Here is a 23,908-nt window from a genome sequence, read left to right on the forward strand (position 1 = left end):
CTAAAGATTAGAATCCTTTGCAGGAACGGCTTTTAGCCGTTCTTTTTTGTGCCTTCGAACTGTTGAAGATAGCGCGTTCCGCCGGTTCTCACCAAGCCGGGCGGTCCGGCGCGCCGGTGATCGCGAGGTGACGGCAGATGATCCTGCGGACCGGCCAACGGGTGGTCTTCATCGGGGACAGCATCACCGATTGTGGTCGACGTGACGTCGCCGCGCCCTACGGCAGCGGATATGTGAGTCTCGTGCGGGCCCTGGTCGACGCGCGGCACCCGGAGTTGGAGCTGGAATGGGTCAACCGGGGTGTGGGCGGCGACACGGTGCGGGACCTGGCCGCCCGCTGGGACGACGACGCCATCGCCGAGCGCCCCGACTGGCTCGCGGTGCTGATCGGCATCAACGACATCTGGCGGCACTACGGTGACCGGCCCGATGAGGCAGTCGGCATCGAGGAGTACGAGCGCACGCTGCGCGACCTGCTGCGTCGGGCGGTCGACGCGACCGGCTGCCGACTGATCCTCGGTGACCCGTTTTTCATCGAGCCCGACCGGAGCGTCCCGCAGCGCGCTGACACTGACCGGTACGCGGCGGTCATGGCGGGGCTGGCGACCGAGTTCGACGCGGTGCACGTGCCCAACCAGGCGGCGTTCGACCGGGTGCTGGCGGTGAGTCCGGCGACGCGTTGGGCCGACGACCGGGTCCACCCGTACCTGCCCGGCCACGCGGTCCTCGCCGACGCGTATCTCAGCGCCCTCGGCGTCTCCTGACCCGGGCTGACCCACAGCGAAGCGCCGGGCCGACCGTGAGGTCGACCCGGCGCGAACACCGCGGAGATCAGCCGCGCGCGGCCTCGTAGAGCCGCTCCGGAGTCACCGCTCCGGCGAGCACCCGGCCGTCGTCGGTGAGCAGCACGCTGAACAGCTTGCTGGTGAGGAGCCGACCGCTGCCCCAGTCACCACTGACCGCCGGCAACCCGCCGAGCAGCTTCGACATGTCCAGGTCCGGCCCGGCTCCCGCCGGGGGAGTTGCCTGCTTCGGGGCGGGCTTCCGGTCGGCACCGGCCCCGTCGAGGCGGCCGACCAGCACTGTCGTCCAGCCGTCGCCCACAGTGCGGACCTGCGGGTCACCCGCCGGCTCGACGTGACCGGGCTTGCCCGTCGGGCGCTCGGCCTTCTCCTCGTCGACAGTCGCGCCGGGCGGCGGGTTGAAGCGGAACTGGTCGGCGTCCGGGCGGCGGTAGTCGACCTGGGTGAAGGCCACCTCGAACGCCGGCCGGTCGCTGCCCTTCGCGAGCACCTCGAAGCGCAGCGGCACGTGCTGCTTGGCGTCGATGGCGATCCGCAGCTGGTGCACCAGGGAGGCCTGGTCGCGCGGCTGGAGCACCAACTCGTACGCGTCCTGTCCGGCGACGGTCGCCGACCGGCCCACGCTGACCTCGGTGCTCGGGTCGATCGCGTTCAACGCCAGGTCGGCGGCCTGCTGCGGGGTGGAGGGCAGGCTCGCTGCCGGTTCCGGCGCGGGCTTCCAGGCTCCGGCGTCGCCGCCCAGCGTGCGGTGGGTGGCGGTGTTGCTGCGGCTCTGCCACGTCCACAGGTCCTGGCCGTTGCGGATGATGTCCTGCTCGCCCAGCGTGTCCATCAGCGCGACCCGCTGCTTGTCCGGCCCGGAATACCAGACGCGCAGGGTGTGGGTGCCGGTCAGCAGGGTGGTCAGCTCGTTGCCGGGAACCAGCCCGACGAGGGACGGCAGGCCGAGGTCGGCGCGTTGCACGACGGTCCCGGACAGCCCCTCCAGCCGGGATGTCTGCAGGTCGACCAGGAGCTGAGCGGCGTTTCGGGGCGGCAGGCTCGGCTCGGCCTCGGCGGCGAACGTGCCGATCGCCGCGCCACCGCCGATAACGGCGACGGCCGCGGTGGCCGGAACCAGCCAGCGAAGGACGGGACGGCTTCTCAGGACGGACATGGTGGCACCTCCTGCGGCCATCTTGCCTCGTCCGTGCTGTGAACGCGCTGAGGACACCAAACCGCTCCGATTGACCCGGGTGGCACCCTTGAGCTGTGCGGGTGCTGGTGGTGGAGGACGAGGCCCGGTTGGCGGCTGCCCTGCAACGGGGTCTCCAGGCGGAGGGGTTCGCGGTGGACGTGGCGACGACCGGCCCGGCGGGCCTGGACGCGGCCCGGCACGGCGGGTACGACGCCATGATCCTCGACGTGATGCTGCCCGGCCTCTCCGGGTACGAGCTGGTCCGGCGGCTGCGCGCGGAACAGCACTGGCTTCCGGTGTTGATGCTCTCCGCCAAGGACGGCGAGTACGACCAGGCCGACGGCCTCGACTGCGGCGCCGACGACTACCTGACCAAACCCTTCTCGTACGTGGTGCTGCTGGCCCGGCTCCGGGCCCTGCTGCGTCGGGGCGCGCCGGAGCGCCCGACCGTCCTCGCCGTCGGTGACCTGCGGTTGGATCCGGCCCGCCGACGGGTGACCCGGGCGGACACCGAGGTGGCGCTGACCGCGCGGGAGTTCGCGTTGCTGGATTACCTGATGCGCCGGCCGGGCCAGGTCGTCTCCAAGGTCGAGTTGTTGGACCACGTCTGGGACGCCAGCCTGGAGACCGCGCCGAACGCCGTCGAGGTGTACGTCGGCTACCTGCGCCGCAAGCTCGGCCGGGACCGGCTGGAGACGGTCCGGGGTGCCGGCTACCGGCTGGCGACGTGACCGCCGAAGGCCCGGCCACCACCCGTCGGGTCAGGCCCGGCTGGATGCCGGTCCTCGGACTGCGCGGGCGACTCATGGCGATCGGTGTGGTCGGTCTCACCATCGGGCTGGCCGTGGGCGGGGTGGTGCTGCTCGGCGCGCTCGGCTTCGTGCTCCAGCGCACTGTCGACACCGAGGCGTTCCGCACCGCCGACGCGGTCGCCCTGCTCGCCGCCGAGGACGCGCTGCCCGACCCGCTGCCGGTGGCCGGCGGACAGGTCCGCGTGCAGGTCGTCGACGGGCAGGGACGGATCCGGGCGGCCTCGATCGACGCCGACCGTCTGGTGCCGATGGTCCGCCCGGAGCGGCTGAACCGCGACGGTCGGCAGCGGCTTGAGGTGCCGGCCGAGCGGGTCGGGCTCGTCGGCCCGGTCCGGGTGGTCGCCGTACCCGCCGGCACCGCGGCCGACCCGCTCACCGTGCTGGTCGCCCGCTCGATGGCCGACGTGCGGCACAGCACCCACGTGGTCCGGACCATCCTGCTGGTGGCGTTCCCGCTGCTGGTGGCCGTGCTGGCCGGGGTGGCGTGGCGGGTGGTGGGGGCCACCCTGCGGCCGGTCGAGGCGTTACGTCGAGGTGCCGAGGAGATCACCGGGAGGGCCGGCGCCGGCCGGCTGCCGGTGCCGGCGTCGGCCGACGAGATCCACCGTCTGGCGGTCACCCTCAACGGCATGCTGGGCCGGCTGGAGTCCGCCCGCGTCCGGCAGCGGGCCTTCGTCTCCGACGCCGCGCACGAGCTGCGCAGCCCGTTGACCAACATCCGGACGGAGCTGGAGGTGGCCCAGCACCTCGCCGACCGGACGGACTGGACGGCGGTGACGGCCAACCTGCTCGCCGACACCGAGCGGTTGAGCCGCCTGGTCGACGATCTCCTGCTGCTGGCCCGCCTGGACGAGACTCCGCCGATCCGGGGGACCGGCCCGGTGGAGCTGGGCGCGTTGCTGACCGAGGTTGCCGCCCGCTACCCGTCGCCGCCGGTGCGGGTGACGCCGCCGACGGGCCCGCTCTGGACGATCGGCACCGTCGAGGAGTTGCGTCGCGTGCTGGCCAACCTGGTCGACAACGCGGTACGGCACGCGCACGGCAGCGTCGTGCTCGCGGCCGAGGCGACGTCGCTGGGCGAGGCGATGTCGATGGCCGGCGCGATGTCGACGGCGGGGGCGGGGCTCGGGCCCGGCGTCGGGGCGTACCACCTGGTGACGGTGACCGACGACGGCCCGGGGATCGCGGTGGCGGACCGGGAGCGGGTCTTCGACCGGTTCACCCGGCTGGATGACGGACGGGCCCGCGACGACGGGGGCGCTGGCCTGGGGCTGGCCATTGTCCGGGAGCTGGTCCGACGCGCGGGCGGCAGCATCACCCTGACCGACGCGCCGGAGCAGCGAGGCCTGCGGGTGTGCCTGCTGCTGCCAGCGTTGCCAGCCGAGGACGGCCACAGGTAGACGGTCCGTGACGGCGTCCTCCCCCCAACCGCCCACCGATGCCCCTTTGCTCTGCACCCGCGGATGCGACAGCTACGCAACGTGATCATCGCCGATGCGTGTTGTAGCGGCAGTTGCGACGTTTTAGCTGCTCATCCCAAGTGGTGCATATAGGTAAGCAGAGCAAAGCCTGGGCCGGAGTTGTGGGCGGGGCGTCGGGTGTGACGGCGTGTCACGGCGGGCCCGCCAACGGGTAGCCCACGCTGAGTGAGGTCTGCGGGGCGTAGCTGGCGGGGCAGAGGCTGGCGGGTCAGCGGCGGCGGGTGCAGACCTGCTTGGAACGGGCCACGGTGTCGGTGGACCAGGCGACCGCGACGGTGAAGCAGAAGTCGTTCGTGCGGTTGAGCGCGTAGATGACGAAGCTGGTGGTGCCGGCGGGCAGCGTCGCGAAGATGTTGTGGGCCTGGCCGGTGCGGCCGCCCGCGATGACCACCGGACCCTCGCCGCCAGCCGGGTAGGTCCAGTTCAGCGCGATGCTGTCCCGGGTGTCGCGCAGGGTCACCGCGCTGGGTGGAGTGCCGGGCGGGGCCGCGGCAGCAGCCGACGTGGGTGCCGTGCCGCCCGGGGCGGGCGCGGTGCTTGCCGAGGCGCTGGCCGTGGGGGAGGCGCTGGCTGGCGGCGGGGTCGGTTCGTCGTCGCCGTCGACCCGGGCCACCCCGGCGATCACCGCTGCCGCACCGAGGAGCACCACGACCACACCGGCCACCAGCACCGGTACCAGCCGGTTGCGCTGCTCCGGCGGCGCGCGGTGCACGGGCACCGGCAACAGCCGCGACGGCGTGTACGGCTCGACCTGCGCGTACGGGTCGGGCCGGGCGTACGGGTCGGACGGCGGGTTCTGGTCGGACGGCGGGTTCAGGGCGTGCGACCCGTACGGGTCGGCGGTGCGGTGCAGCCGGTACACCCCGGGCTGCTCCTCCGTGCCGCCGGCCAACCCGACCACCGACGGGGGCACCGACGGGTCGGTGGGGTGGGGCGAGGGGTCGTCCGCCGGTTCGGGCGACCACCTGCTGCCGATCGATCCGACCGCCTCGTCGGAGGGCAGCCGGGGGTTCGGCACCGCTCCGGCGTGGTGGGCCGCGGCTGCCTGCGGGTGGTAGCCGGATTCGGCTGGCCCGTCGTCGGGCGGTGGGACGCGGGCGGCCGGCACGACCGGAGTGTCCCGAGCTGTTGGCGGGTTGTCGGCGCAGGCGTGGTCGGGATTGGCCGCCGCCCGGGCCAGGGCCGCCACCTGGGTGGCCAGCGGGTCGTCGGCGGGCAGGTGCTGCCGGCACAGCTCGCGGGCGAGCGCCAGGTTGTCGTGTGCCTCGGCGAACTGCCCGCAGTCGCGCTGCATGGCCCCGAGCCGCGCCAGCATCTTGATGCCGCTGGGGTGGCCGTCGCCGTACACCTCGCGGTGCAACTCCCAGGCGTCCTGGAGGCGGTCGCGGGCCACAGTGCACTGGCCCCGCGCGTATTCGACGGTGGCCAGGTCGGCGTGCGCGGCGAGCACCCGCAGTGACTCCGGGCCGTCCTGTGCGGTCAGCTCGATGATGACTTCCTGGTAGAGCCGCGCCGCCCGGGAGTGGCTGCCGACCCGGTGCAGCACAGCGGCCAGAGTCGCCGCCGCAGCCACCGTGCGCGGGTCGGCGCGGCCGTGCAGGCGGGTGGTGGCCGCGTACGCGAAGGCGGCCCACCCCCGGGCCGAGTGCGGCTCGCCGAGGGCGATCAGCACCCGCGCCTGAAGGCTGGCCGCCTCGGCCAGCTCGGGCGTGGCGTTGGCCGGGCGGGGGTCGGCGTCGGTGAGCGCGTCGGACAGCAGTTGCTGTGCGCCGGCAAGATCGCCGGAGGACACGAGGTGGTGCGCCTGATCAGTCAGTTCACCGAAGCCGGAAGACACGCCCCATCGTGCTCATCCGACGACGGTAAGTACAAGACCCGCGCCGGTGTCGATTGGTCAGGATCCGGTCATATGCTCGGCCAGGGTCTCGCTGATCCGGCGTAGCTGATCGACCTGGGCGGGGCTCAACGCGTCGAACAGGTGTCGGCGTACCCCCTCGACATGGCCGGGTGCGGCGGCCGCGAGGGTGGCGAAACCCTCCTCGGTGAGTAGCGCGATCTGCCCGCGCCGGTCGGTGGGGCAGTCCTCGCGGCGCACCCAGCCGGCGGCCTCCAGCCGGGCCACGGCGTGCGAGAGCCGACTGCGGGACGACCCCGCGGCCTGCGCCAACTGGCTCATGCGCAGTTGACGACCAGGGGCCTCGGAGAGCTGGACCAGGATCTCGTAGTACGCGTGCGGCATGCCCGCGTCGCGTTGCAGCTCGCGGTCGAGAGTGTCCATCAGCACCCTGGAGGCGGTGAGGTACGCGCGCCAGGTGCGCTGCTCGTCGGGGTCCAACCAGCGGGTCATGACCGCCATCATACCCCCGGTAGTTGAATGCTCAACTAAACCGCGCTACTCTCGGGTCATGGGTATCCACCGGCTCAACCACGCGGTCCTCTACGTCAGTGACCTCGCCCGCAGCGTCGCGTTCTACAGCGACGTGCTGGGCTTCCGCCCGGTGGCGATGACCCCGGACGGCTTCCGGGGCGCCACCTTCCTCCAGGCCCCCGACTCCACCAACGACCACGACCTCGGGCTCTTCGAGATCGGCGCCGGCGCCGGTCGGTCCACCGCCGGCCGGTCCACCGTCGGCCTCTACCACCTCGCCTGGGAGGTGGACACGCTCGACGAGCTGGCCGCCACCGCCGAGCGGCTCGCCGCGGCCGGCGCACTGGCCGGCACCTCGGACCACGGCACGACGAAGAGCCTCTACGGCAAGGACCCGGACGGCCTGGAGTTCGAGGTGGTCTGGCTGATCCCGGCCGACCTGCTCGACGACACCGCCCTGGCCGCCCGCAAGCAGATCGGTCGGCTCGACCTGAACGCCGAGCGGCAGCGTTACGGCGGGCAGACCCGGGGCGGGGTGGGGATCTCCGTCCCGGTCTGACCGCTCGTAGGGTAGAACGGACCGATGCCGACCGACCGGACCAATGATTTCCTCCGCGAGCTGCTGGTCCGCCAGTTGACGACCTGGCTGCCCGCGGCCCTGCACCGCTCCCGGCGGGCCACCGTCGCGCTCGCCGGGGTCGACGCGGCAGCCGCCGAGGCCGCGCTCCGGTTGGTCGGCGGACACGGCGACCAGGTGCGCGGCCGGCAGGTGACGGTGCTGGTGCTGGCCGACGGCGCGCCGGAGCTACCGACCCGGCTCGGCCCGATCGAGGCGGAGCTGCCCGCCGAGGTCACCGTGCACCTGCTGCCCGGCGACGCCTACCGGCTGCCGGTCGCGGTGAAGGCCGCCGGGGCGGCCGGCGCGCCGCTGTTCTCCTTCGTGGACCTGCCCGGCGCGGTGACGCCGAAGGTGCTCACCGCCGCAGCCAACGGCCGGACCGGTGAGCTGCTGCTGCACACCGGAGACAGCGCCCGAGACGTGCTCGCCTCCGCCGGCTTTCCCCTGGTCGCCGAGGTGGCGCCGGTGCTGCCCGACGGGGAGGCTGCCGGTGTCGTCGCGTTCGGCAGCCGCTCCGACCGGAGTCTGGAGGCGGTGCGCGACGCGCTCTGGGCGGTCGGCGCGCAGTTCGACGTACGCTTCCGCGACCCACTCGACCCGACCGGCACGACTGTCGACGTGGTTAACGACCCCGACCTCGAACCGCTGGCCCACGAGTTGCTGGCCGAGCTGCGGGCGGGCGGGCCACGGCAGGTCACCGAGCTACGCCGGCACACCCTCGCCGCGACCGTCTACCGTGCCGCCGACGCCAACCGCGCCCTCACCACCCTGCTCGACGCCGGCGTCCTGAGCCGCGACCGCGAAACGGGCCGCCTCGCCGGCGACGAAACCATCAGAGCAACCCCCTAACCCAGGGAACTGGAGGGGGGTGCGCAGACGCCGAGCGGGGTGCCGGTGAATCACCGGCACCCCGCTCGACTCCCGGGATGATTACGACCGGGACTTGTCCTGCTTCCAGGAGAGCGGACCCGGCAGGTCGACCCGGTGCGCACGCGCCTTGGAGTTCCAGGACCAGCGACCGATCTTGATGCTCCACGAGGAGAAGCCGTTCTCGGTGAAGTTCAGGATGATCGGACCGTACTTCTTGCGCTTGCGAAACATGAGGCCCATCGGAGGTCTCCCCTCGTCACCGTTCCCTGCCGTGTCGAGATCGAACATTCCCGAACCGGCGACTGTTGAAACCCTCTCGCCGTCCGTCCTGGACAGTCGCCCAGCGGGCATCGCAATCTCTATCCAACAGATAGGTGTTGCGGCACGGTAAACGCTGGCCGAGGCGCTTCGTAACATCGTCAGCGATAGAAGTCTCATCTTCTGGAAGGCCGTTGACCGCTCGTTCCGATCCCGGGCAGCATGGGGTCATGTCGCAGCGGGATGAGCTTCTCCTCACCGCTCGTGTGCACGTCGACCTGGTCCGGCACGCGAGCGCGCTCTGTTGAGCTGACCGGTCCATCCGGCTCGGCTCCAGCGCCGCACTCCCACCGCCCGCCCGCTCAACGCGGAGCAGCGTGCCCGCACGCCCTCATCCGGGCGTCCCCGCTCCCATCGTGGACAGATCAGGAGACTCCTCATGTCCCCACCCCGTCGTGCCATTCTGCGTACCCTCGCCGCCGTTGCCGCGCTGGTCGTGCTCACCGCCACCGCCGGCTGCGGCGGTGACGCGGCAGCCGACGGCGCCCAGGCCAGCGAGCTGCGCTACCAGGGCTCGGTCGGCCAGGTCACCCTCCCCGAACTCGCCGCCGACCTCGGCTACCTCGGCGACGTCAAGCTCAACTGGATCGGCAACGTCACCGGCGGTCCGCAGGACATCCAGGCCACGGCCACCGGGCAGAGCGACTTCGGCGGCGCGTTCAACGGCGCCATCGTCAAGCTCGCCGCCGCCAACGCCCCGATCACGGCCGTGGTCAGCTACTACGGCTCGGACGCGCAAACCTTCCAGGGCTACTACGTGCTCGACGACAGCCCGGTCCGCGGCCCCCGTGACCTGATCGGCAAGAAGGTCGGCATGAACACCCTCGGCGCGCACGCCGAGGCCGTGCTCAAGACCTGGCTCGCCCGTGGCGGGCTCACCCCCGCCGAGATCAAGCAGGTCGAGCTGGTCGCCCTGCCACCTGTCAACACCGAGCAGTCGCTGCGGCAGCGGCAGATCGACGTCGCCGTGCTCGGTGGGGTGATCCGGGACAAGGCGGTCGCCGGTGGCGGCATCCGCACCATCTTCACCGACTACGAGCTGCTCGGCGCCTTCAGCGGCGGCACCTACGTCTTCCGCGACGACTTCATCAAGCGCAACCCGGAGACCGTCAAGGCGTTCGTCACCGGGGTCGGCAAGGCCATCGAGTGGGCCCGCACCCAACCCCGGGAGACAGTGGTCGCCCGGATGCGGGACATCATCGGCAAGCGCGGCCGCAACGAGGACCCGTCGCTGGTCGCGTACTGGAAGAGCAGTGGCGTCGCCGGCCGTGGCGGTGTGATCGGCGAGCAGGAGTTCGCCACCTGGATCGACTGGCTCGCCGCCGAGGGCGAGCTCAAGGGCGACCGTCCGAAGCCCGGCGACATCTACACCAACCGGTTCAACCCCTTCGTGGACGGGGGGAACGCGTGAGCACCGACAAGATCCTCTTTGATCGCGTGAGCAAGACCTTCCCGGTCCGCGCCAGCCGGCGTGGTGGCGCCGGCGCGGTCACCGCGCTGGACGAGGTCACCCTCGGGGTACGCCCCGGCGAGTTTCTGGTCGTCGTCGGCCCCAGCGGCTGCGGCAAGTCCACGTTGCTCGACCTGCTCGGCGGGCTCACCGAGCCGACCGCGGGACGTGTGCTCGTCGACGGTCGGCCCGTCACCGGTCCCGGCCTGGACCGGGGCATCGTCTTCCAGCAGTACGCGCTGCTGCCCTGGCGCACCGCCGCCGGCAACGTCGCGTTCGGCCTGGAGGCCAAGGGGGTGCCCCGCGCCGATCGCGCCGCCCTGATCGAGCACCACCTCGACCTGGTGGGCCTGCGCGGCTTCGCCGACCGCTACCCGCACGAGCTGTCCGGCGGGATGAAGCAGCGGGTGGCCATCGCCCGCAGCCTCGCGTACGACCCGGACGTGCTGCTGATGGACGAGCCGTTCGCCGCACTGGACGCGCAGACCCGCGACTCGTTGCAGGACGAGTTGGTGCGCATCTGGGCCCGCACCGGCAAGACCATCGTGTTCATCACCCACGGCATCGACGAGGCCGTCTACCTGGGTCAGCGGGTGGCGGTGCTGACGTCCCGGCCCGGGCGGCTCAAACAGGTCATCGACATCGACCTCGGCGACCGGGACGCGGTCGAGGACGTGCGCTCCACCGACGCGTTCCGCCACCACCGCCACCAGATCTGGACCCTGCTGCGTGACGAGGTGCGGGCCGCCCAGGCAGCCGAGAGCGCCACCGGCAGCCGCACCGCCCACACCGGAACAGTTGGTGCTCGTACTCCCGTCGTCGCCGGAGCGGACGCGCGGCGCGCGGCGCCGGCGGCGGCCCACACCGAGGAGGCCCGCGTTGGTTGACATCGCCGAACGTCCCACCCGGCTGGCGGCCCCGACGGCCGTGCCGGACGCGGTGGCCGCCGCCGGACCCGGTGCCGGTGGCCTTGCCGGTCGGCTGCTCGGCGTGGGTGGAAAGGCCCTGCACCGCAGCGTCGCGATTCTCGCGCTGGCCGCGATCTGGGAGGGCGCACCCCGGCTCGGGCTGGTGGACCGGGTCTTCCTGCCGCCGCTGTCGGAGGTGCTGGTGGCCTGGTGGGAGTTGCTGCGCAGCGGGCAGCTCGCCGAGCACGTGGGCGCGAGCCTCACCCGGTCGTTGGCCGGGCTCGGCCTGGCGGTGCTCACCGCCATTCCGCTCGGGCTGCTGATCGGCTGGTACCGGCCGCTCGCCGAGTTGCTCAGCCCGCTGCTGGAGGTGTTCCGCAACACCGCCGCGCTGGCCCTGCTGCCGGTGTTCGTGCTCATCCTCGGCCTGGGGGAGACCTCCAAGATCGCCCTGGTGCTGTACGCGTGCTCCTGTCCGATCCTGCTGAACACCATCGCCGGGGTGAAGGGCGTCGACCCGCTGCTGATCCGGTCGGCCCGCTCGATGGGGCTCAACCACCTGCGGCTCTTCCAGAAGGTGATCCTGCCGGCCGCGGTGCCGACCATCTTCACCGGCGTCCGACTCGCCGGGGCGTACTCGATCCTGGTGCTTGTCGCGGCCGAGATGGTCGGCGCGAAGGCCGGGCTCGGCTACCTCATCAACTACGCGCAGTACAACTTCGCGATCGCCGACATGTACTCCGGGATCATCACGATCTCCGCCATCGGCCTGGTCGTCAACCAGCTCCTCGTCGCCCTCGAACGTCGCTTCTCCACCTGGCGCGTCGACGTCTCTGCCGGATAGGACGGACACCAATGACCCGCACCCTGCACCTCAACGCGTTCCTGATGGGCGTCGGCCACCACGAGGCCGCCTGGCGGCACCCCCGCACCGACCCGCGTCGGGTCACCGACGTTCGTCACTTCCAGGAGCTGGCCCGGATCGCCGAACGCGGCACCCTCGACTCGCTCTTCCTCGCCGACGGTCTCTCGGTCGGGCCGAACCCCCGGCACAACATCCAGGCCGTCTTCGAACCGCTGACCCTGCTGGCGTCGCTCGCCGCGGTGACCGAACACATCGGTCTCATCGCGACGGTCTCCACCACCTACAACGAGCCGTTCCACGTGGCCCGCAAGTTCGCCTCGCTGGACCACCTCAGCGGCGGTCGCGCCGGCTGGAACATCGTCACCTCCGCCCAGGAGCGGGAGGCGGTCAACTTCAACCGGGACAGCCACCCCGAACACGCCGACCGTTACCGGCGGGCCGCCGAGTTCGTCGACGTGGCGATCAAGCTCTGGGACAGCTGGGAGGACGACGCGCTGGTCTTCGACACCGGCGCCGGGGTGTTCGCCGACACCGACCGGGTGCACGAGGTGGCGCACCGCGGGCCGGAGTTCCAGGTCCGCGGCCCGCTGAACATCCCCCGGGGGCCGCAGGGCCGACCGCTGCTGGTGCAGGCCGGCTCGTCGCCGGACGGCATCGCCTTCGCCGCCCGCTACGCCGAGGCGGTCTTCACCGCGCAGCAGACCCTCGCCGACGGGCAGAGCTTCTACGCCGAGCTGCGCCGACAGGTCGCCGCCGCCGGTCGGGACCCGGACCTGGTGAAGGTCCTGCCCGGCATCGCGCCGGTGCTCGGCGGCACCGAGGCCGAGGCGCTGGCGCTCGCCGCCGAGCTGGAGCAGCTGATCGTCCCCGACTACGCCCTCGCCCAGCTCTCCGGGATGCTGGGCATCGACCTGACCGGCCTGCCGCTGGACGGGCCCCTGCCGGAGCTGCCGGCCGCCGGCACCGTGCAGGCCCACCAGAGCCGCTACCAACTCGTCACCGAGCTGGCCCGCCGGGAACAGCTCACCATCCGCCAGCTGATCGGTCGACTCGGCGGCGGTCGGGGTCACCGTGTCGTCGCCGGTACGCCGGAGCAGATCGCCGACCAGATCGAGCTGTGGTTCACCCAGGGTGCCGCCGACGGGTTCAACATCATGCCGCCGCACCTGCCCGGCGGGCTCGCCGACTTCGTCGACCACGTGGTGCCGGTCCTGCGCTCCCGTGGGCTGTTCCGCACCGAGTACACCGGTCGGACGCTGCGCGAGCACTACGGCCTGCCCCGACCGGCCAGCGCGTACGCCGCGTCGACCCTGGTGCCGGCGTGACCACCGTGGAGCGCCCATCGGCGGACATCGCCGAGCTGCGACCGGTGAACCCGGACCTGTTCCGCGCTCTGCTGCGGCGGCAGGCCAGCAGCGTCACGGTGGTCACCGCTGTCGCCCGCGGCACCGACCCCGCCTGCCTGGGTGGGATCGGCGCGCCCATCCGGGCGGGCTTCACAGCGACCTCGTTCACGTCGGTGTCGCTGGACCCGCCGCTGGTCTCGTTCTGCCTCGGGGTGGCGTCGTCGAGCTGGCCGGTGCTCGCCCGCGCCGAGCACGTCGCCGTGCACCTGCTGGGCGCCGGGCAGCGGGAGGCCGCCACTGTCTTCGCGACCAGCGGCATCGACCGGTTCGCCGCGTACCCGGACTGGACGTCCGGGCCGTTCGGGGTGCCGCTGCTCGACGGGGTGCTGGCCCGGCTGCTCTGCCGGGTGGTGCACCGGGTCCCGGCCGGCGACCACACGCTGGTGATCGCCGAGCCGTTGGCGCTCGGCGACGGCGGTGACGGTGCCCCGCTGGTGCACCATCGGGGCGGCTACACCACGGCTGCGCCAGCGTGAGCGCAGCCACCACGGCCGACCTGCTCGCGCTGGACCGGGCCGCCCAGGACCTGCTGTTCCGGGCGGCCCGTACGGCCGACACGTTCACCGACGAGCCGGTCACCGACGCGCAGATCGCGGCGATCCACGACCTGATCCGGTACGGGCCGACCGCGTACAACGGTCAGCCGCTGCGGGTGCTGCTGCTGCGCTCGCCGGAGTCCCGGGCCCTGCTGCTGCCGTACCTGTCCAGCGGCAACCGGGCCAAGACGGCCAGGGCCCCGCTGACCGCGATCCTCACCGCCGACGTGGACTTCCACGAGCGGCTGCCCGAGCTGTACCCACACCGCCCGCAGGCCCGGGACTGGCTGGCGGACCGGGCGGCGCGCGTCGAGCAGGCCCGATTCAGCGCCACTTTGCAGATCGGCTACCTGATCGTCGGTGTCCGCGCGGCGGGTCTCGCCGCCGGCCCGATGGCGGGTTTCGACGTCGCGGGCGTCCAGCGGACGTTCTTCCCCGACGGTCGGCACGAGGTGCTGCTCCTGCTCAACCTCGGGCACCCGGGCCCGCACACCGGGCCGACACGTCTGCCCCGGCTGGACACCTCGGAGGTGATCCGCACCCTCGACGGCTGAGCGGACAACGGGACCGCCCCCGGTGCCGGCGTGGTGCCGGCGCCGGGGGCGGAAGGTTGCCGGTCAGGCCCCCTTGACCCAGTCGAGGGTGAAGCGGGCGAAGAAGATCCCACCGGTGTTGCCCACCTCGTACAGGTTGCCGACCGTCCCGTCGGACAGCACGGCCATCGTCGAGTAGCCCGCACCGCCCGGCTTGACGAGGGCGCGAGCCGGCCAGCTGACGCCGTCGTCGGTGGACAGCCGGACGGTGAGGTCGTTGCGCGCGGCCGGGGCCGCGTTGTTACTGAACAGCGCGGTGCGGGTGCGTACCGGCGCGCCGTTCGTGCCCAGCTCGGACGGGCGCAGGTAGGAGATCTCGTCGGCGTTGCAGAGCGGATCGGTCAGCACCGCGCTGGCCGTGGCCGTGCCGAACGTCACGCCACCGTCGGTCGACGTCGAGTAGAAGCGGCTGCGGGTGCTGTTGTGCCGCATGTTCTGCACGATCGCCCCGGTGCCGCGCTCGATCGCCTTGCTCTCGTTGATGTTCCCGCCGGCCGGTCCGCCGCGCCGCCACGTCACGCCGTGGTCGTCGCTGTAGATGTTGCCGGTCTGGGTGAGGCCGGCCCCGTCCCGGTAGACGAACGGCTGGATGAGACGGCCGGTGCTGCTCTGGATGCCGTGCCCGGAGGAGAAGAACGCCTGCTGCCACGTCGGCAGCTTGATCGTCGGGTTCAGCTCCACCGGGGCGCTCCAGGTGGCGCCGTTGTCCCGGCTGGTGATGTATTGCAGGTGCAGGCTGTTCGGGTCGTTGGCGGTGTTCAGACCCGAGGAGCCGGACCAGAAGCTGATGCCCGGCCTGGGGGAGTAGGTGTAGAAGCAGTAGACGACACCGGTGCTGCGGTCCACCAGCAGGCTGGGGTCACCCGCTCCCTCGCTGATGGTGGCCGGTGCGTGGATGATGCGCGGCTGGTCGAAGCTGCGTCCACCGTCGGTGCTGCGGGTCATCGCGATCTGGATGTTGTTGGTGCCGCCACCCAGGTCGTACGAGCCGTTGACCCGGGCGTCGGCGACGGCGATGACGGTGCCGTTGTTGGTGACGGCCATGCCCGGGATGCGGACCGAGGCGGCCGTTCCGTCGTACCGGCCGTTCGCGCCGTTGAGGTTGCGGATGACGCTCTGGGTGGTCAGCACCGCCGTGCTGTTCATCTGCGGTGTGCCGGCGGTCAGGCCGCACCCGGCGGTGCCGCGCACCGTGGTGTCGAAACCGGGAGCGGTGACCCGCAGGGTGTACGCGGTGCCCGCGCCGACGGTCCAGTAGTGCAGGTAGTTGCCGCCAGCGGCGATGGCGCGGGTCCACGGGGATCCGGTGCGCCCGGCCCAGGTGACGGTGAAGTCCCGGGCGGTGGTGGTGCGGTTCTCCAGCGCGAGCTGGAGACGGCCGGCCGTGCAGTCGTAGCTGCTGAGCGCGGACATGCCGGTGCCACAGTGGAAGATGCCGGCGGAGGTGTCGTCCAGCCCGGTCGGGGTGGTCGTGCGCAGCGTGTAGGCAGTGCCCGCCGGGAGGGTCCAGTACAGCTCGTTGCTGCTGCTGCCGGCTGCGACGGTCCGGGTCCAGGGCGAGTTGGTGCGGCCCGGCCAGGTGACGGTGAAGGTCTGCGCGGTGGTGCTGCCATTGGTGAGCCGCAGGTTGAGCCGGCCGGTCGTGCAGTCGGCGCTGGCCGTCGCGCTCACACCGTCGGGGGCGGCGTGAGCTGGCGTGGTGGGCAGGATCGCGAGCACGCCGAGGACAGCGGCCAGGAGCGCTGTCATTCGGCGCGGTAGTGCTCGGACAGGAGACACAGGATTCCTTCCGGGGGACGGGGGTGCGCACGGGGGATGTCAGGCATAAGACGTCGGATATCTGACGTCTGGACGCTAACCGGACGTCGCACTGGTCGTCAATAGATCGACGCGGAGCGGTGTGGACGCCGCGGTCACGACGCCTGCCCGAAGGAGACTTCGCTCGACGCGCTCTCCGGTTCCACCGCCCGGGCCCGCATCTGGCGCGGTGGCACCCGGAAGGACGCCGTCAACTGGCGGGCACGCCAGGTCGGCGAGCAGCACGGGATGCGGGACGAGCGCCCGGTGGGCGGGCACGGTCAGCATCACCGGGGTACGGCGACAGTCTCATGTGCACTAAGCACAATGGACACTCATTCGCCGTGCGTTCCGCCGAACGTCGACGGCGGTGGCGGTGCCGGTTTCAGGGCTGCGCGATGCGGGCGATGCTCGCCCGTATGGGCGCGTAGTGCTCGGCGATGGCGGCCTGCAGGTCCGCCACGTCGCCGGCGGCGATCGCGTTCACGATCGCCCGGTGACGATGGGCGGTGATCACCCGGTCCTCCGGCTCGGTCCGCAGTGTGGGGGCGACGATGGCCTGTACCTGCCAGAACGCCTCGGTCAGCTGGAGGATCAGGTCGTTGCCGAGGGGTTCCAGCAGCTTCACGTGGAAGGCCCGGTCGACGTCGAGGAAGTCCTTGCCCTGGGCGGCCAGACTCTCCATCTCGTCGGCGAGGGTGGAGAGGGCGGCCTGGTGCTCGCTGTCGAGAACGGCGATGACCTGGGCTGCGAGCCCTTGTTCGAGGGTCTGCCGGACGTCAACGACCTGCCCCAGCACGTGATGGTCCTCCTCGCCGCTGAGCAGCCCGCGGAAGGTCAGGCCCTCCACGAGGGCGGCGAGGGACATGCGGCCGACGAAGGTGCCGTGGCCGTGCCGCACCTCGACGATGTCGAGGGCAGAGAGGATCTTGACGGCCTCGCGGACGCTTGAGCGGCTCGCGCCCACCGCCTCACACAGCTCCGCCTCGGTGGGCAGAATGTCTCCCGGCTTGAGACGGTTGCGCAGGATGTACTCCTTGATCTTGGCCCCCACCTCCTGCCGGCGGGGACCTGGGCGCTCCGCACCGCGTAGCGGGGACGCGTCAATGGTCGTCATCTGCCACTTGCCCTTCGTTCACGGATCTGACACTCTCACCATATCGGCATCAGATGTCTGACGTCAGACCCCATTATCTTCGAATCCCTCAGCGCGAGCGGTAAGCGAGCGCATGAAGAGCCTATGGAGGCAGCTACGTGAGCACCACCGTTGAGCCAAGGGAGAGTCGGCGCCGCCCCCCGCGCCGGTTCCGTTCGTTGGCCGTCGCGTCCACCGCGGCAACCCTCGCTCTCGGACTGGTCGCCTGCAGCGGCGGCCCGGCCTCGACCAACGCCGTCGAGGGAAGCGGGGGGAAGACGTCGATCGAGACCACCCTCGCGTTCACCCTCTCTAGCGGGTTCGACCCGGCGAACGCCTCGTCGGCGGTGGCGACGGCGGTCAACCAGCACACCTTCGAGGGTCTGATCGATCTTGACCCGGTTACCCGGGAACCATACCGCGCACTCGCCAAGGAAGACCCGGTGGCCAGCGCGGACGGGCTCACCTACACCGTGGCGGTGCGTGACGGTGCCAAGTTCTCCGACGGCACCCCCGTCACCGCCGAGGACGTCGCCTGGTCCTTCACCCGCGTGCTGAAGCCGGCCGACCCCAAGGCCCCGCCGCTGATGCAGGGGTTCGTGTCGTTCATCGACTCGGTGACGGCCAAGGACGCGACGACGGCCGAGTTCAAGCTCAAGTACCCGTTCGCCCTGTTCGCGGAGCGGATCGCCGTCATCAAGATCCTGCCGAAGGCGAAGACCGCGGACGCAGCCGCGTCGAAGGCCTTTGACACGGCGCCGATCGGCTCCGGCCCGTTCAAGTTGGACAGCGCGTCCAAGGAGTCGGGTGTCAAGCTCAGCAAGAATCCGAACTACAACGGCCCGCGTCCGGCCAAGGTCGAGACGATGACCTGGAACACCACCTCGGAGGCTTCCGCCCGGGTGTCTGACCTGCAGGGCGGCCGGGTCCAGGCCATCGAGTCGGTGCCGTACCTGAACGTCGACTCGCTCAAGGACAAGTACACGGTCGATGTGAAGCAGGCCTTCAACCAGGTCTTCCTCATGTTCAACTCGTCGGCGGCGCCGTTCAACGACAAGCGGGTGCGACAGGCGCTGCACTACGCGATCAACAAGGACGAGGTCATCAAGACCGCCCTCAACGGCTATGGCAGCCCGGCGACGAGCTACCTGGACGAGGGCAACAAGGACTACCAGAAGGCCGCCACCGTCTACGACTACAACCTGGAGAAGGCCAAGAGCCTGCTCCAGGAGGCCGGTGTCACGAACCTGTCGTTCCAGCTCGACACCACTGACAACTCGGTCGTGAAGGATGTCGCGCCGCTGGTCATCGAGCAGTGGAAGAAGATCGGCGTCACCGCCAGCCTCAACACGGTGCCGTCCTCGGCCATCTACGGCGACATCGTTCCGAAGGACACCTTCCGGGTGCTGATGGCCACCGGTGACCCCAGCGTCTTCGGCGTCGACACCGACCTGCTGATGCGCTGGTTCTACTACGGCGAGACCTGGCCGGGGCAGCGTTACCGGTGGAGCGCCGCGGACCGCAAGGCCATGGCCGACCTGCTCGACAAGGCGGCGCAAACCTCCGACGAGGCGGCCCGCAAGGCTCTGTGGAAGCAGGCCCTGGACAAGGTGGCCGACGAGGCCCCCCTGTACCCGATCCTGCACACCAAGGTCGTCACCGCGTACGACCCCGCGAAGCTCTCCGACTTCTCGGGTGCGTCGACCACCGGCCTGTACTTCCTGGGCTCCAGCCGAAAGGGCTGAGCTCCACCTCGGGGGCCCCACCCTGGCCCCTCCGCGTCCCGCCCGGCCCTCAGTCCCTGGGGCTGGGCGGGACGTCCCGGCGGCCCTCGACGAGAGAAAGACACCATGCTGAGCGTTCTGAGCCTGGTCGCGCGACGACTCCTGACCCTGATACCCCTGGTGCTGGGCATCACGATCTTCGTCTTCGTGATCATGCAGTTCTCCCCGATCGATCCCGCGCTGTCCGTCCTGGGCGATCAGGCGACCCCCGCGCAGGTGGCCGCGTTCAAGGCCGCCAACGGTCTCGACGACCCGCTGCCCCTGCGGTACCTGCACTTCCTGGGCGACCTGCTCCGGGGCGATCTCGGCGTGACCTTCCCGCCGTCCGTCCCGGTCGCCGACAAGATCGCCACCGCGCTGCCGCTGACCATCCAGCTGACCGCCCTCGGTATCGTCGGCGCGCTGGTCATCGCGTTGGCCCTCGGCATCCCCGCCGCGCTGTACCGGGACCGCTGGCCCGACCAGGTCATCCGGTTCGTCTCGATGGCCGGTATCGCCATGCCGTCGTTCTGGCTGGCTCTCCTGCTCATCCAGGAGCTGTCGGTCCGTCGCCCCGTCTTCCCGACCGGCGGGTACGTCAACCCCGGCGACTCGTTCTCCCTCTGGCTGCAGTCCCTCGCCATGCCGGCGCTGGCCCTCGCCGTGCCGGTCGGCTGCTCACTGGCCAGAATCGTGCGGACGTCAATGGTCGAGGAACTCGACAAGGACTACGTGCGGACGGCGATCGGCGCCGGGCTGCCGCCCCGCGTGGTGGTCGGACGCAACGTGCTGCGCAACGCGCTGGTCAACCCGCTCACCGTGCTGGGCCTGCGAATCGGCTACCTGCTGGGCGGCACTGTCGTCATCGAGGCCATCTTCTCGCTGCCCGGCATGGGCACCCAGATCATGAGCGCGGTCCAGCAGAACGACACCGCCCTCGCCCAGGGAACCGTGCTGACGATCGCCATCTGCTTCGTCCTCGTGAACCTGGTGGTCGACATCCTCTACCTCTTCGCCAACCCTCGACTGCGCGGAGCCCACTGATGCGTCGAACACTCACCGCCAGGCTGTCGGCTCCCGGCATCGCCTTCAAACGGCTCAGCGTCACGGCTCGGATCGCACTGAGCTTCGTCCTGCTCATCGTCGTGGTGGGCATCTTCGCGCCGCTGATCCTGCGACACGACCCCGCGCAGGCCGGGCTCGGCCCCGCGCTGACCGGCCCGAACGGCGACTACTGGTTCGGCCTGGACAAGCTCGGACGCGACGTGTTCTCGCGGCTGGTCGCCGGCACCCGGCGTTCGTTGATCGTGGGCTTTGGCAGCGCCGGCATCGCCCTGGTGATCGGCGCGATCCTGGGCGCGCTGGCCGGAACCAGCCGGCCCGCTGTCGACGAGGTGGTGATGCGGTGCCTCGACGTCGTCATGGCCTTCCCCGCCATCGTGCTTTCCGCCCTGCTGATCATCTCGTTCGGCAAGAACAGCCTCCTGGTCCTCGTGGTTGCGATCGGTTTCGTCTTCGTGCCCTCGATCGCGCGCATCGTGCGCGCCAACGTGCTCTCGCAGTACCGCGAGGACTACGTCGCGGCCGAACGGATCATCGGCGCGCGGCGACCGCACATCCTCTGGCGGCACATCCTGCGTAACTGCGCCGCCCCGATCCTCGTCTTCGTCACCGTGATGGTGGCCGACGCCATCGTGTTCGAGGCGTCGCTCTCGTTCATCGGTGGCGGGCTGGCACCCCAGGAAGCCGCCTCCTCGTGGGGCTCGGTCATCGCCTTCGGCAAGGAGATGGTGCAGATCGGTGGCTGGTGGGCCACGTTCTTCCCCGGCCTGCTGATCCTGCTCACCGTGCTCGCCCTGAACGTGCTCTCCGAAGGGATGTCCGACGCCTGGGCCGCCCCGGCGGCGCGACGTGCCACCGCCACGAAGATCGGGGACGCGCAGGAGGAGGCGCAGCCCGGCTCCGGTGAGGTGGTGCAACTGCCCGGCCTGGCCGAGGCCGCGCAGCGGCTGCGCGAGCGCGCCCGCCCCCTCCCGGACGGGGAGCCCGTCCTGGAGGTCCGGAACCTGTCGATCGGGTTCGAGGGACGCCACAGCGGCGTCGACATCGTCGACGACCTGACCTTCGACATCCGCCCCGGCGAGGTCCTCGGCCTGGTGGGGGAGTCCGGCTCCGGTAAGTCGCTGACCTCTCTCGCCGTGATGGGCCTGCTGCCGCAGGGCGCCCGGGTCCGCGGCGAGGTCCGCTTCGCGGGCACCGACCTGCTGACGGTGAGCACCAAACGACGCCGTGCCCTGATGGGGCGCGAGATCGCGATGGTCTACCAGGACGCCCTCTCGGCCCTGAACCCCTCACTGCGCATCGGCCCCCAGCTCGCCCAGATGATCAGCCGTGGCGGCACGCGGTCGGCCCAGGAGCTGATGGAGCTGGTGGGCCTGGACGCGCAGCGCACCCTGTCCGCGTACCCGCACGAACTCTCCGGTGGGCAGCGGCAGCGCGTGGTGATCGCCATGGCGCTGTCGCGGGATCCGCGCCTGATCATCGCTGACGAGCCGACCACCGCGCTGGACGTCACGGTCCAGGCGCAGGTCATGGAGCTGCTGCTGCGGCTGCGCGGGCAGCTCGGCTTCGCGCTGATCCTGGTCAGTCACGATCTCGCGCTGGTCAGCGACGTCGCGGACCGGGTCGTGGTGATGTACGGCGGGCAGATCGTCGAGAGCGGTGTCACCGCCGACGTGGTTGGCGCGCCGGCACACCACTACGCCCGAGGTCTTCTCGGTTCCGTGCTCTCCCTCGAGGCCGGCGCGGAGCGGCTCACCCAGATCCGCGGCGTGGTGCCGTCGCCGGCCGACTTCCCATCGGGCTGCCGGTTCGCTGACCGCTGCCCCATGGCCACCGAGGTCTGCCGGGAGGAGACGCCCCGTCTGGAGGGCGTCCCCGCCCACCGGTACGCCTGCCACCACCCGGCCGTCACCGTCACGGAAGGGGAGCTGGCCCGATGAGCGCGTCAGTCCCACACCAGTCGATCGTCGAACTGCGCGACGTGCACGTGGTGCATCGCACCCGAGGGGGTGGCCTGTTCGGCCGCGAGCGGGTGTATGCCCTCACCGGCGCGGACCTGACCGTGCGTGCCGGCGAGACGATCGGTGTCGTCGGCGAGTCCGGCTGCGGCAAGTCCACGATGGCCAAGGTGCTGGTGGGCCTCCAGCGGCCGACGAGCGGCACCGTTGCCTTCTCCGGCAAGGACGTCTGGTCGATGAGCGCGGCGGAACGCCGACTGCACATCGGCGCCGGCGTCGGCATGATCTTCCAGGATCCGGCCACGTCGCTGAACCGGCGCATGCCGGTCCGCGACATCCTGCGCGACCCGCTCGACGTGCACCGTCACGGCACCCGCAAGGAGCGCGAGGAGCGGGTCAGGGAGCTGATGGCGCTGGTCGGGCTGCCCCGGTCGGTCGCCGACGTGCTGCCGAGCCAGCTCTCCGGCGGCCAACGCCAGCGGGTGTCCATCGCGCGTGCCCTGGCCCTGGAGCCAGGGCTGGTCATCGCCGACGAGCCCACCAGCGCGCTCGACGTGTCGGTCCGGGCGCAGATCCTCAACCTGCTCCTGGACCTCAAGGAGCGTCTGGACCTGGCCATGGTCTTCGTCTCGCACGACATCCAGACGGTCAAGCGGATCAGTGACCGCGTGGTCACCATGTACCTCGGCCGGATCGTGGAGCAGGCGCCCGCCGCCGGGCTCCCCGAGGTCGCCCAGCACCCGTACACCCGGGCGCTCTTCTCCGCCACGCCGGGGCTGCTTTCGCCACTCGACCCGATCCCGCTCGTCGGCCCCGTTCCACTCGCCACGAAACCGCCGACCGGATGCCCGTTCCGCACCCGGTGCTGGAAGGCGACCGACGGCTGCGCCATCGAGATGCCGCCGGTCCGGTCGGGCGACGGCGGTGCCGGTGCCCACGAATTCCGGTGCTACCACCCCGTTCCTGCCGGATCCAGCAACACAGAGCTGGTCGAACTCGCCAGAGCATCGACCGGCCGCACCACCCCCCTACATGTCGAGGAGTCAGCGTGACCACCCCAGCCCCGCGGTTCGCCGGAGTCGTGCCGCCGGTCGTCACCCCCCTGACCGAGGAGGGGGCGGTCGACGTCGCCTCCCTTGAGCGGCTCGTCGAGCGGATGCTCACCGCCGGCGTCGACGGCATCTTCGCCCTCGGCAGCTCCGGCGAGACGGTGTTCCTCACGGACAGTCAGCGGGACCAGGCTCTCGAAACCGTCGTGAAGACCGTCGGCGGGACCGTACCCGTCATCGCGGGCTGCATCGAGCCGACCACCCGCCGGGTCCTCGACCGGGCCGACGCGTCGACGCGCCTGGGTGTCGACGGCCTGGTGGCCACCGCCCCCTTCTACGCCATTGTCGGCCCCCACGAGGTCGAGCGGCACTTCCGGTCCCTCGCCGCTTCGGTCGAACTTCCGCTGCTGGCGTACGACATTCCGGTCTGCGTGCACACCAAGCTGTCGCCGGGCCTGCTGAGCCGACTCGCCGCGGAGGGCGTCCTCGCCGGCGTCAAGGACTCCAGCGGTGACGACGTCTCGTTCCGCCAACTGGTGCTGTCCATCGCGGAACGCGCGCCGAACGCCGGCTTCAGCCTGTTGACCGGCCACGAGGTGGTGGTCGACGCGATGATGCTCGCCGGCGCCTCCGGTTCCGTCCCCGGCCTGGGCAACGTGGACCCGGAGGGCTACGTGCGACTTCACCGGGCCTGCGTGACCGGCGACTGGGAAACCGCCCGCGCGGAGCAGGACCGACTGACCCGGTTGTTCCGGATCGTCGACGCGGCCGACCCGGCTACGGCGGCAGGGGCGACCCGGGGCGTGGGCGCATTCAAGACCGCACTGGCCCTGCTCGGCGTCATCGACAGCAACGCCGTGTCGCTTCCGCTGCGACCGCTCGACGCCGATGAGGCGAGCCGGGTGCGTGCCCAGTTGGAGCTGGCGGGGCTGCTCTAG

At 71.2% G+C, this 23,908-nt stretch carries 23 protein-coding genes; 17 read left to right on the forward strand and 6 right to left on the reverse strand.

The window, feature by feature from the left end; genetic code table 11:
- Positions 1 to 137 precede the first annotated feature (137 nt).
- A complete protein-coding gene (locus ACLQ3F_RS02800) occupies positions 138 to 764 on the forward strand; it encodes an SGNH/GDSL hydrolase family protein (protein WP_357201494.1) in 627 nt (208 codons plus the stop codon).
- 67 nt (positions 765 to 831) lie between these two features.
- On the opposite strand, the gene ACLQ3F_RS02805 is transcribed toward ACLQ3F_RS02800, so the two are convergent.
- On the reverse strand, positions 832 to 1,959 hold the full coding sequence (locus tag ACLQ3F_RS02805; RefSeq protein ID WP_425845663.1) for a LolA family protein: 1,128 nt from the start codon (positions 1,957 to 1,959) through the stop codon (positions 832 to 834).
- A gap of 95 nt (positions 1,960 to 2,054) precedes the next feature.
- Here ACLQ3F_RS02805 and ACLQ3F_RS02810 point away from each other — a divergent pair, with 95 nt between their 5' ends.
- Both ACLQ3F_RS02810 and ACLQ3F_RS02815 read left to right on the forward strand, forming a co-directional pair.
- A complete protein-coding gene (locus ACLQ3F_RS02810; RefSeq protein WP_355007020.1) occupies positions 2,055 to 2,711 on the forward strand; it encodes a response regulator transcription factor in 657 nt (218 codons plus the stop codon).
- Between the two features lie 74 nt (positions 2,712 to 2,785).
- Positions 2,786 to 4,192: a sensor histidine kinase gene (locus ACLQ3F_RS02815; RefSeq protein ID WP_425846185.1), complete on the forward strand. Its 1,407-nt coding sequence runs from the start codon at positions 2,786 to 2,788 to the stop codon at positions 4,190 to 4,192.
- Positions 4,193 to 4,481: 289 nt separating this feature from the next.
- Here the strand turns inward: ACLQ3F_RS02815 and ACLQ3F_RS02820 are convergent, their stop codons facing one another.
- Positions 4,482 to 6,110 (reverse strand): tetratricopeptide repeat protein, encoded by a 1,629-nt coding sequence (locus tag ACLQ3F_RS02820; protein ID WP_425845666.1) that lies wholly within the window; start codon positions 6,108 to 6,110, stop codon positions 4,482 to 4,484.
- Positions 6,111 to 6,167: 57 nt separating this feature from the next.
- Positions 6,168 to 6,629 carry a MarR family winged helix-turn-helix transcriptional regulator gene (locus tag ACLQ3F_RS02825; RefSeq protein ID WP_425845668.1) on the reverse strand — a complete coding sequence of 154 codons (462 nt, stop codon included), beginning with the start codon at positions 6,627 to 6,629 and terminating at the stop codon, positions 6,168 to 6,170.
- A 49-nt stretch (positions 6,630 to 6,678) separates the two neighbouring features.
- Here ACLQ3F_RS02825 and ACLQ3F_RS02830 point away from each other — a divergent pair, with 49 nt between their 5' ends.
- Positions 6,679 to 7,200 carry a VOC family protein gene (locus tag ACLQ3F_RS02830; protein ID WP_357201482.1) on the forward strand — a complete coding sequence of 174 codons (522 nt, stop codon included), beginning with the start codon at positions 6,679 to 6,681 and terminating at the stop codon, positions 7,198 to 7,200.
- A 24-nt stretch (positions 7,201 to 7,224) separates the two neighbouring features.
- Positions 7,225 to 8,109: a hypothetical protein gene (locus ACLQ3F_RS02835; RefSeq protein WP_425845670.1), complete on the forward strand. Its 885-nt coding sequence runs from the start codon at positions 7,225 to 7,227 to the stop codon at positions 8,107 to 8,109.
- 81 nt (positions 8,110 to 8,190) lie between these two features.
- Here the strand turns inward: ACLQ3F_RS02835 and ACLQ3F_RS02840 are convergent, their stop codons facing one another.
- On the reverse strand, positions 8,191 to 8,370 hold the full coding sequence (locus ACLQ3F_RS02840; protein ID WP_030333600.1) for a DUF4236 domain-containing protein: 180 nt from the start codon (positions 8,368 to 8,370) through the stop codon (positions 8,191 to 8,193).
- Positions 8,371 to 8,618: 248 nt separating this feature from the next.
- Here ACLQ3F_RS02840 and ACLQ3F_RS02845 point away from each other — a divergent pair, with 248 nt between their 5' ends.
- The 7 genes from ACLQ3F_RS02845 (at position 8,619) to ACLQ3F_RS02875 (ending at position 14,167) form a co-directional block, all read left to right on the forward strand.
- Positions 8,619 to 8,696, forward strand: coding sequence for a putative leader peptide (locus tag ACLQ3F_RS02845; RefSeq protein ID WP_349881247.1), 78 nt, complete (start codon positions 8,619 to 8,621; stop codon positions 8,694 to 8,696).
- Positions 8,697 to 8,827: 131 nt separating this feature from the next.
- The gene (locus ACLQ3F_RS02850) at positions 8,828 to 9,859 is read left to right on the forward strand and encodes an ABC transporter substrate-binding protein (RefSeq protein ID WP_425845673.1); all 1,032 of its coding nucleotides are present in this window, start codon (positions 8,828 to 8,830) and stop codon (positions 9,857 to 9,859) included.
- On the forward strand, positions 9,856 to 10,785 hold the full coding sequence (locus ACLQ3F_RS02855; protein ID WP_357204605.1) for an ABC transporter ATP-binding protein: 930 nt from the start codon (positions 9,856 to 9,858) through the stop codon (positions 10,783 to 10,785). The genes ACLQ3F_RS02850 and ACLQ3F_RS02855 overlap by 4 nt, the downstream gene beginning before the upstream one ends.
- Positions 10,778 to 11,650, forward strand: a complete 873-nt coding sequence (locus tag ACLQ3F_RS02860) for an ABC transporter permease (protein WP_425845676.1) — start codon at positions 10,778 to 10,780, stop codon at positions 11,648 to 11,650. The genes ACLQ3F_RS02855 and ACLQ3F_RS02860 overlap by 8 nt, the downstream gene beginning before the upstream one ends.
- Positions 11,651 to 11,661: 11 nt before the next feature.
- Positions 11,662 to 12,996 (forward strand): LLM class flavin-dependent oxidoreductase, encoded by a 1,335-nt coding sequence (locus ACLQ3F_RS02865; protein ID WP_425845678.1) that lies wholly within the window; start codon positions 11,662 to 11,664, stop codon positions 12,994 to 12,996.
- On the forward strand, positions 12,993 to 13,553 hold the full coding sequence (locus tag ACLQ3F_RS02870) for a flavin reductase family protein (RefSeq protein WP_357204599.1): 561 nt from the start codon (positions 12,993 to 12,995) through the stop codon (positions 13,551 to 13,553). The genes ACLQ3F_RS02865 and ACLQ3F_RS02870 overlap by 4 nt, the downstream gene beginning before the upstream one ends.
- Complete coding sequence (locus ACLQ3F_RS02875) at positions 13,550 to 14,167, forward strand: malonic semialdehyde reductase (protein WP_357204597.1); 618 nt, start codon at positions 13,550 to 13,552, stop codon at positions 14,165 to 14,167. The genes ACLQ3F_RS02870 and ACLQ3F_RS02875 overlap by 4 nt, the downstream gene beginning before the upstream one ends.
- A gap of 63 nt (positions 14,168 to 14,230) precedes the next feature.
- On the opposite strand, the gene ACLQ3F_RS02880 is transcribed toward ACLQ3F_RS02875, so the two are convergent.
- A complete protein-coding gene (locus tag ACLQ3F_RS02880; protein WP_425845682.1) occupies positions 14,231 to 15,955 on the reverse strand; it encodes an exo-alpha-sialidase in 1,725 nt (574 codons plus the stop codon).
- Between the two features lie 433 nt (positions 15,956 to 16,388).
- Complete coding sequence (locus tag ACLQ3F_RS02885; RefSeq protein ID WP_425845684.1) at positions 16,389 to 17,120, reverse strand: FadR/GntR family transcriptional regulator; 732 nt, start codon at positions 17,118 to 17,120, stop codon at positions 16,389 to 16,391.
- Between the two features lie 137 nt (positions 17,121 to 17,257).
- Between ACLQ3F_RS02885 and ACLQ3F_RS02890 the strand changes: the two genes are divergently transcribed.
- The 5 genes from ACLQ3F_RS02890 (at position 17,258) to ACLQ3F_RS02910 (ending at position 23,908) form a co-directional block, all read left to right on the forward strand.
- Positions 17,258 to 18,883, forward strand: a complete 1,626-nt coding sequence (locus ACLQ3F_RS02890; protein ID WP_425845686.1) for an ABC transporter substrate-binding protein — start codon at positions 17,258 to 17,260, stop codon at positions 18,881 to 18,883.
- Positions 18,884 to 18,988: 105 nt separating this feature from the next.
- On the forward strand, positions 18,989 to 19,945 hold the full coding sequence (locus ACLQ3F_RS02895) for an ABC transporter permease (protein ID WP_124859013.1): 957 nt from the start codon (positions 18,989 to 18,991) through the stop codon (positions 19,943 to 19,945).
- Positions 19,945 to 21,903, forward strand: coding sequence for a dipeptide/oligopeptide/nickel ABC transporter permease/ATP-binding protein (locus tag ACLQ3F_RS02900; RefSeq protein WP_425845687.1), 1,959 nt, complete (start codon positions 19,945 to 19,947; stop codon positions 21,901 to 21,903). The genes ACLQ3F_RS02895 and ACLQ3F_RS02900 overlap by 1 nt, the downstream gene beginning before the upstream one ends.
- Entirely contained in the window at positions 21,900 to 22,973 is a 1,074-nt protein-coding gene (locus ACLQ3F_RS02905; protein WP_425845690.1) for an oligopeptide/dipeptide ABC transporter ATP-binding protein, read from the forward strand. The genes ACLQ3F_RS02900 and ACLQ3F_RS02905 overlap by 4 nt, the downstream gene beginning before the upstream one ends.
- The gene (locus tag ACLQ3F_RS02910) at positions 22,970 to 23,908 is read left to right on the forward strand and encodes a dihydrodipicolinate synthase family protein (RefSeq protein ID WP_357200323.1); all 939 of its coding nucleotides are present in this window, start codon (positions 22,970 to 22,972) and stop codon (positions 23,906 to 23,908) included. The genes ACLQ3F_RS02905 and ACLQ3F_RS02910 overlap by 4 nt, the downstream gene beginning before the upstream one ends.

Origin of the sequence: Micromonospora sp. DT15 (assembly GCF_049841475.1) — a bacterium.
GTDB lineage: Bacteria > Actinomycetota > Actinomycetes > Mycobacteriales > Micromonosporaceae > Micromonospora.

Bases quoted from the DNA above. Each gene is read 5' to 3' on its own strand.
- ACLQ3F_RS02800 (WP_357201494.1), top strand. From the start codon at position 138: ATGATCCTGCGGACCGGCCAACGGGTGGTCTTCATCGGGGACAGCATC.
- ACLQ3F_RS02805 (WP_425845663.1), bottom strand. From the start codon at position 1,959: ATGTCCGTCCTGAGAAGCCGTCCCGTCCTTCGCTGGCTGGTTCCGGCC.
- ACLQ3F_RS02815 (WP_425846185.1), top strand. From the start codon at position 2,786: ATGGCGATCGGTGTGGTCGGTCTCACCATCGGGCTGGCCGTGGGCGGG.
- ACLQ3F_RS02825 (WP_425845668.1), bottom strand. From the start codon at position 6,629: ATGGCGGTCATGACCCGCTGGTTGGACCCCGACGAGCAGCGCACCTGG.
- ACLQ3F_RS02830 (WP_357201482.1), top strand. From the start codon at position 6,679: ATGGGTATCCACCGGCTCAACCACGCGGTCCTCTACGTCAGTGACCTC.
- ACLQ3F_RS02835 (WP_425845670.1), top strand. From the start codon at position 7,225: ATGCCGACCGACCGGACCAATGATTTCCTCCGCGAGCTGCTGGTCCGC.
- ACLQ3F_RS02840 (WP_030333600.1), bottom strand. From the start codon at position 8,370: ATGGGCCTCATGTTTCGCAAGCGCAAGAAGTACGGTCCGATCATCCTG.
- ACLQ3F_RS02845 (WP_349881247.1), top strand. From the start codon at position 8,619: ATGTCGCAGCGGGATGAGCTTCTCCTCACCGCTCGTGTGCACGTCGAC.
- ACLQ3F_RS02850 (WP_425845673.1), top strand. From the start codon at position 8,828: ATGTCCCCACCCCGTCGTGCCATTCTGCGTACCCTCGCCGCCGTTGCC.
- ACLQ3F_RS02865 (WP_425845678.1), top strand. From the start codon at position 11,662: ATGACCCGCACCCTGCACCTCAACGCGTTCCTGATGGGCGTCGGCCAC.
- ACLQ3F_RS02880 (WP_425845682.1), bottom strand. From the start codon at position 15,955: ATGACAGCGCTCCTGGCCGCTGTCCTCGGCGTGCTCGCGATCCTGCCC.
- ACLQ3F_RS02885 (WP_425845684.1), bottom strand. From the start codon at position 17,120: ATGACGACCATTGACGCGTCCCCGCTACGCGGTGCGGAGCGCCCAGGT.
- ACLQ3F_RS02895 (WP_124859013.1), top strand. From the start codon at position 18,989: ATGCTGAGCGTTCTGAGCCTGGTCGCGCGACGACTCCTGACCCTGATA.
- ACLQ3F_RS02900 (WP_425845687.1), top strand. From the start codon at position 19,945: ATGCGTCGAACACTCACCGCCAGGCTGTCGGCTCCCGGCATCGCCTTC.
- ACLQ3F_RS02905 (WP_425845690.1), top strand. From the start codon at position 21,900: ATGAGCGCGTCAGTCCCACACCAGTCGATCGTCGAACTGCGCGACGTG.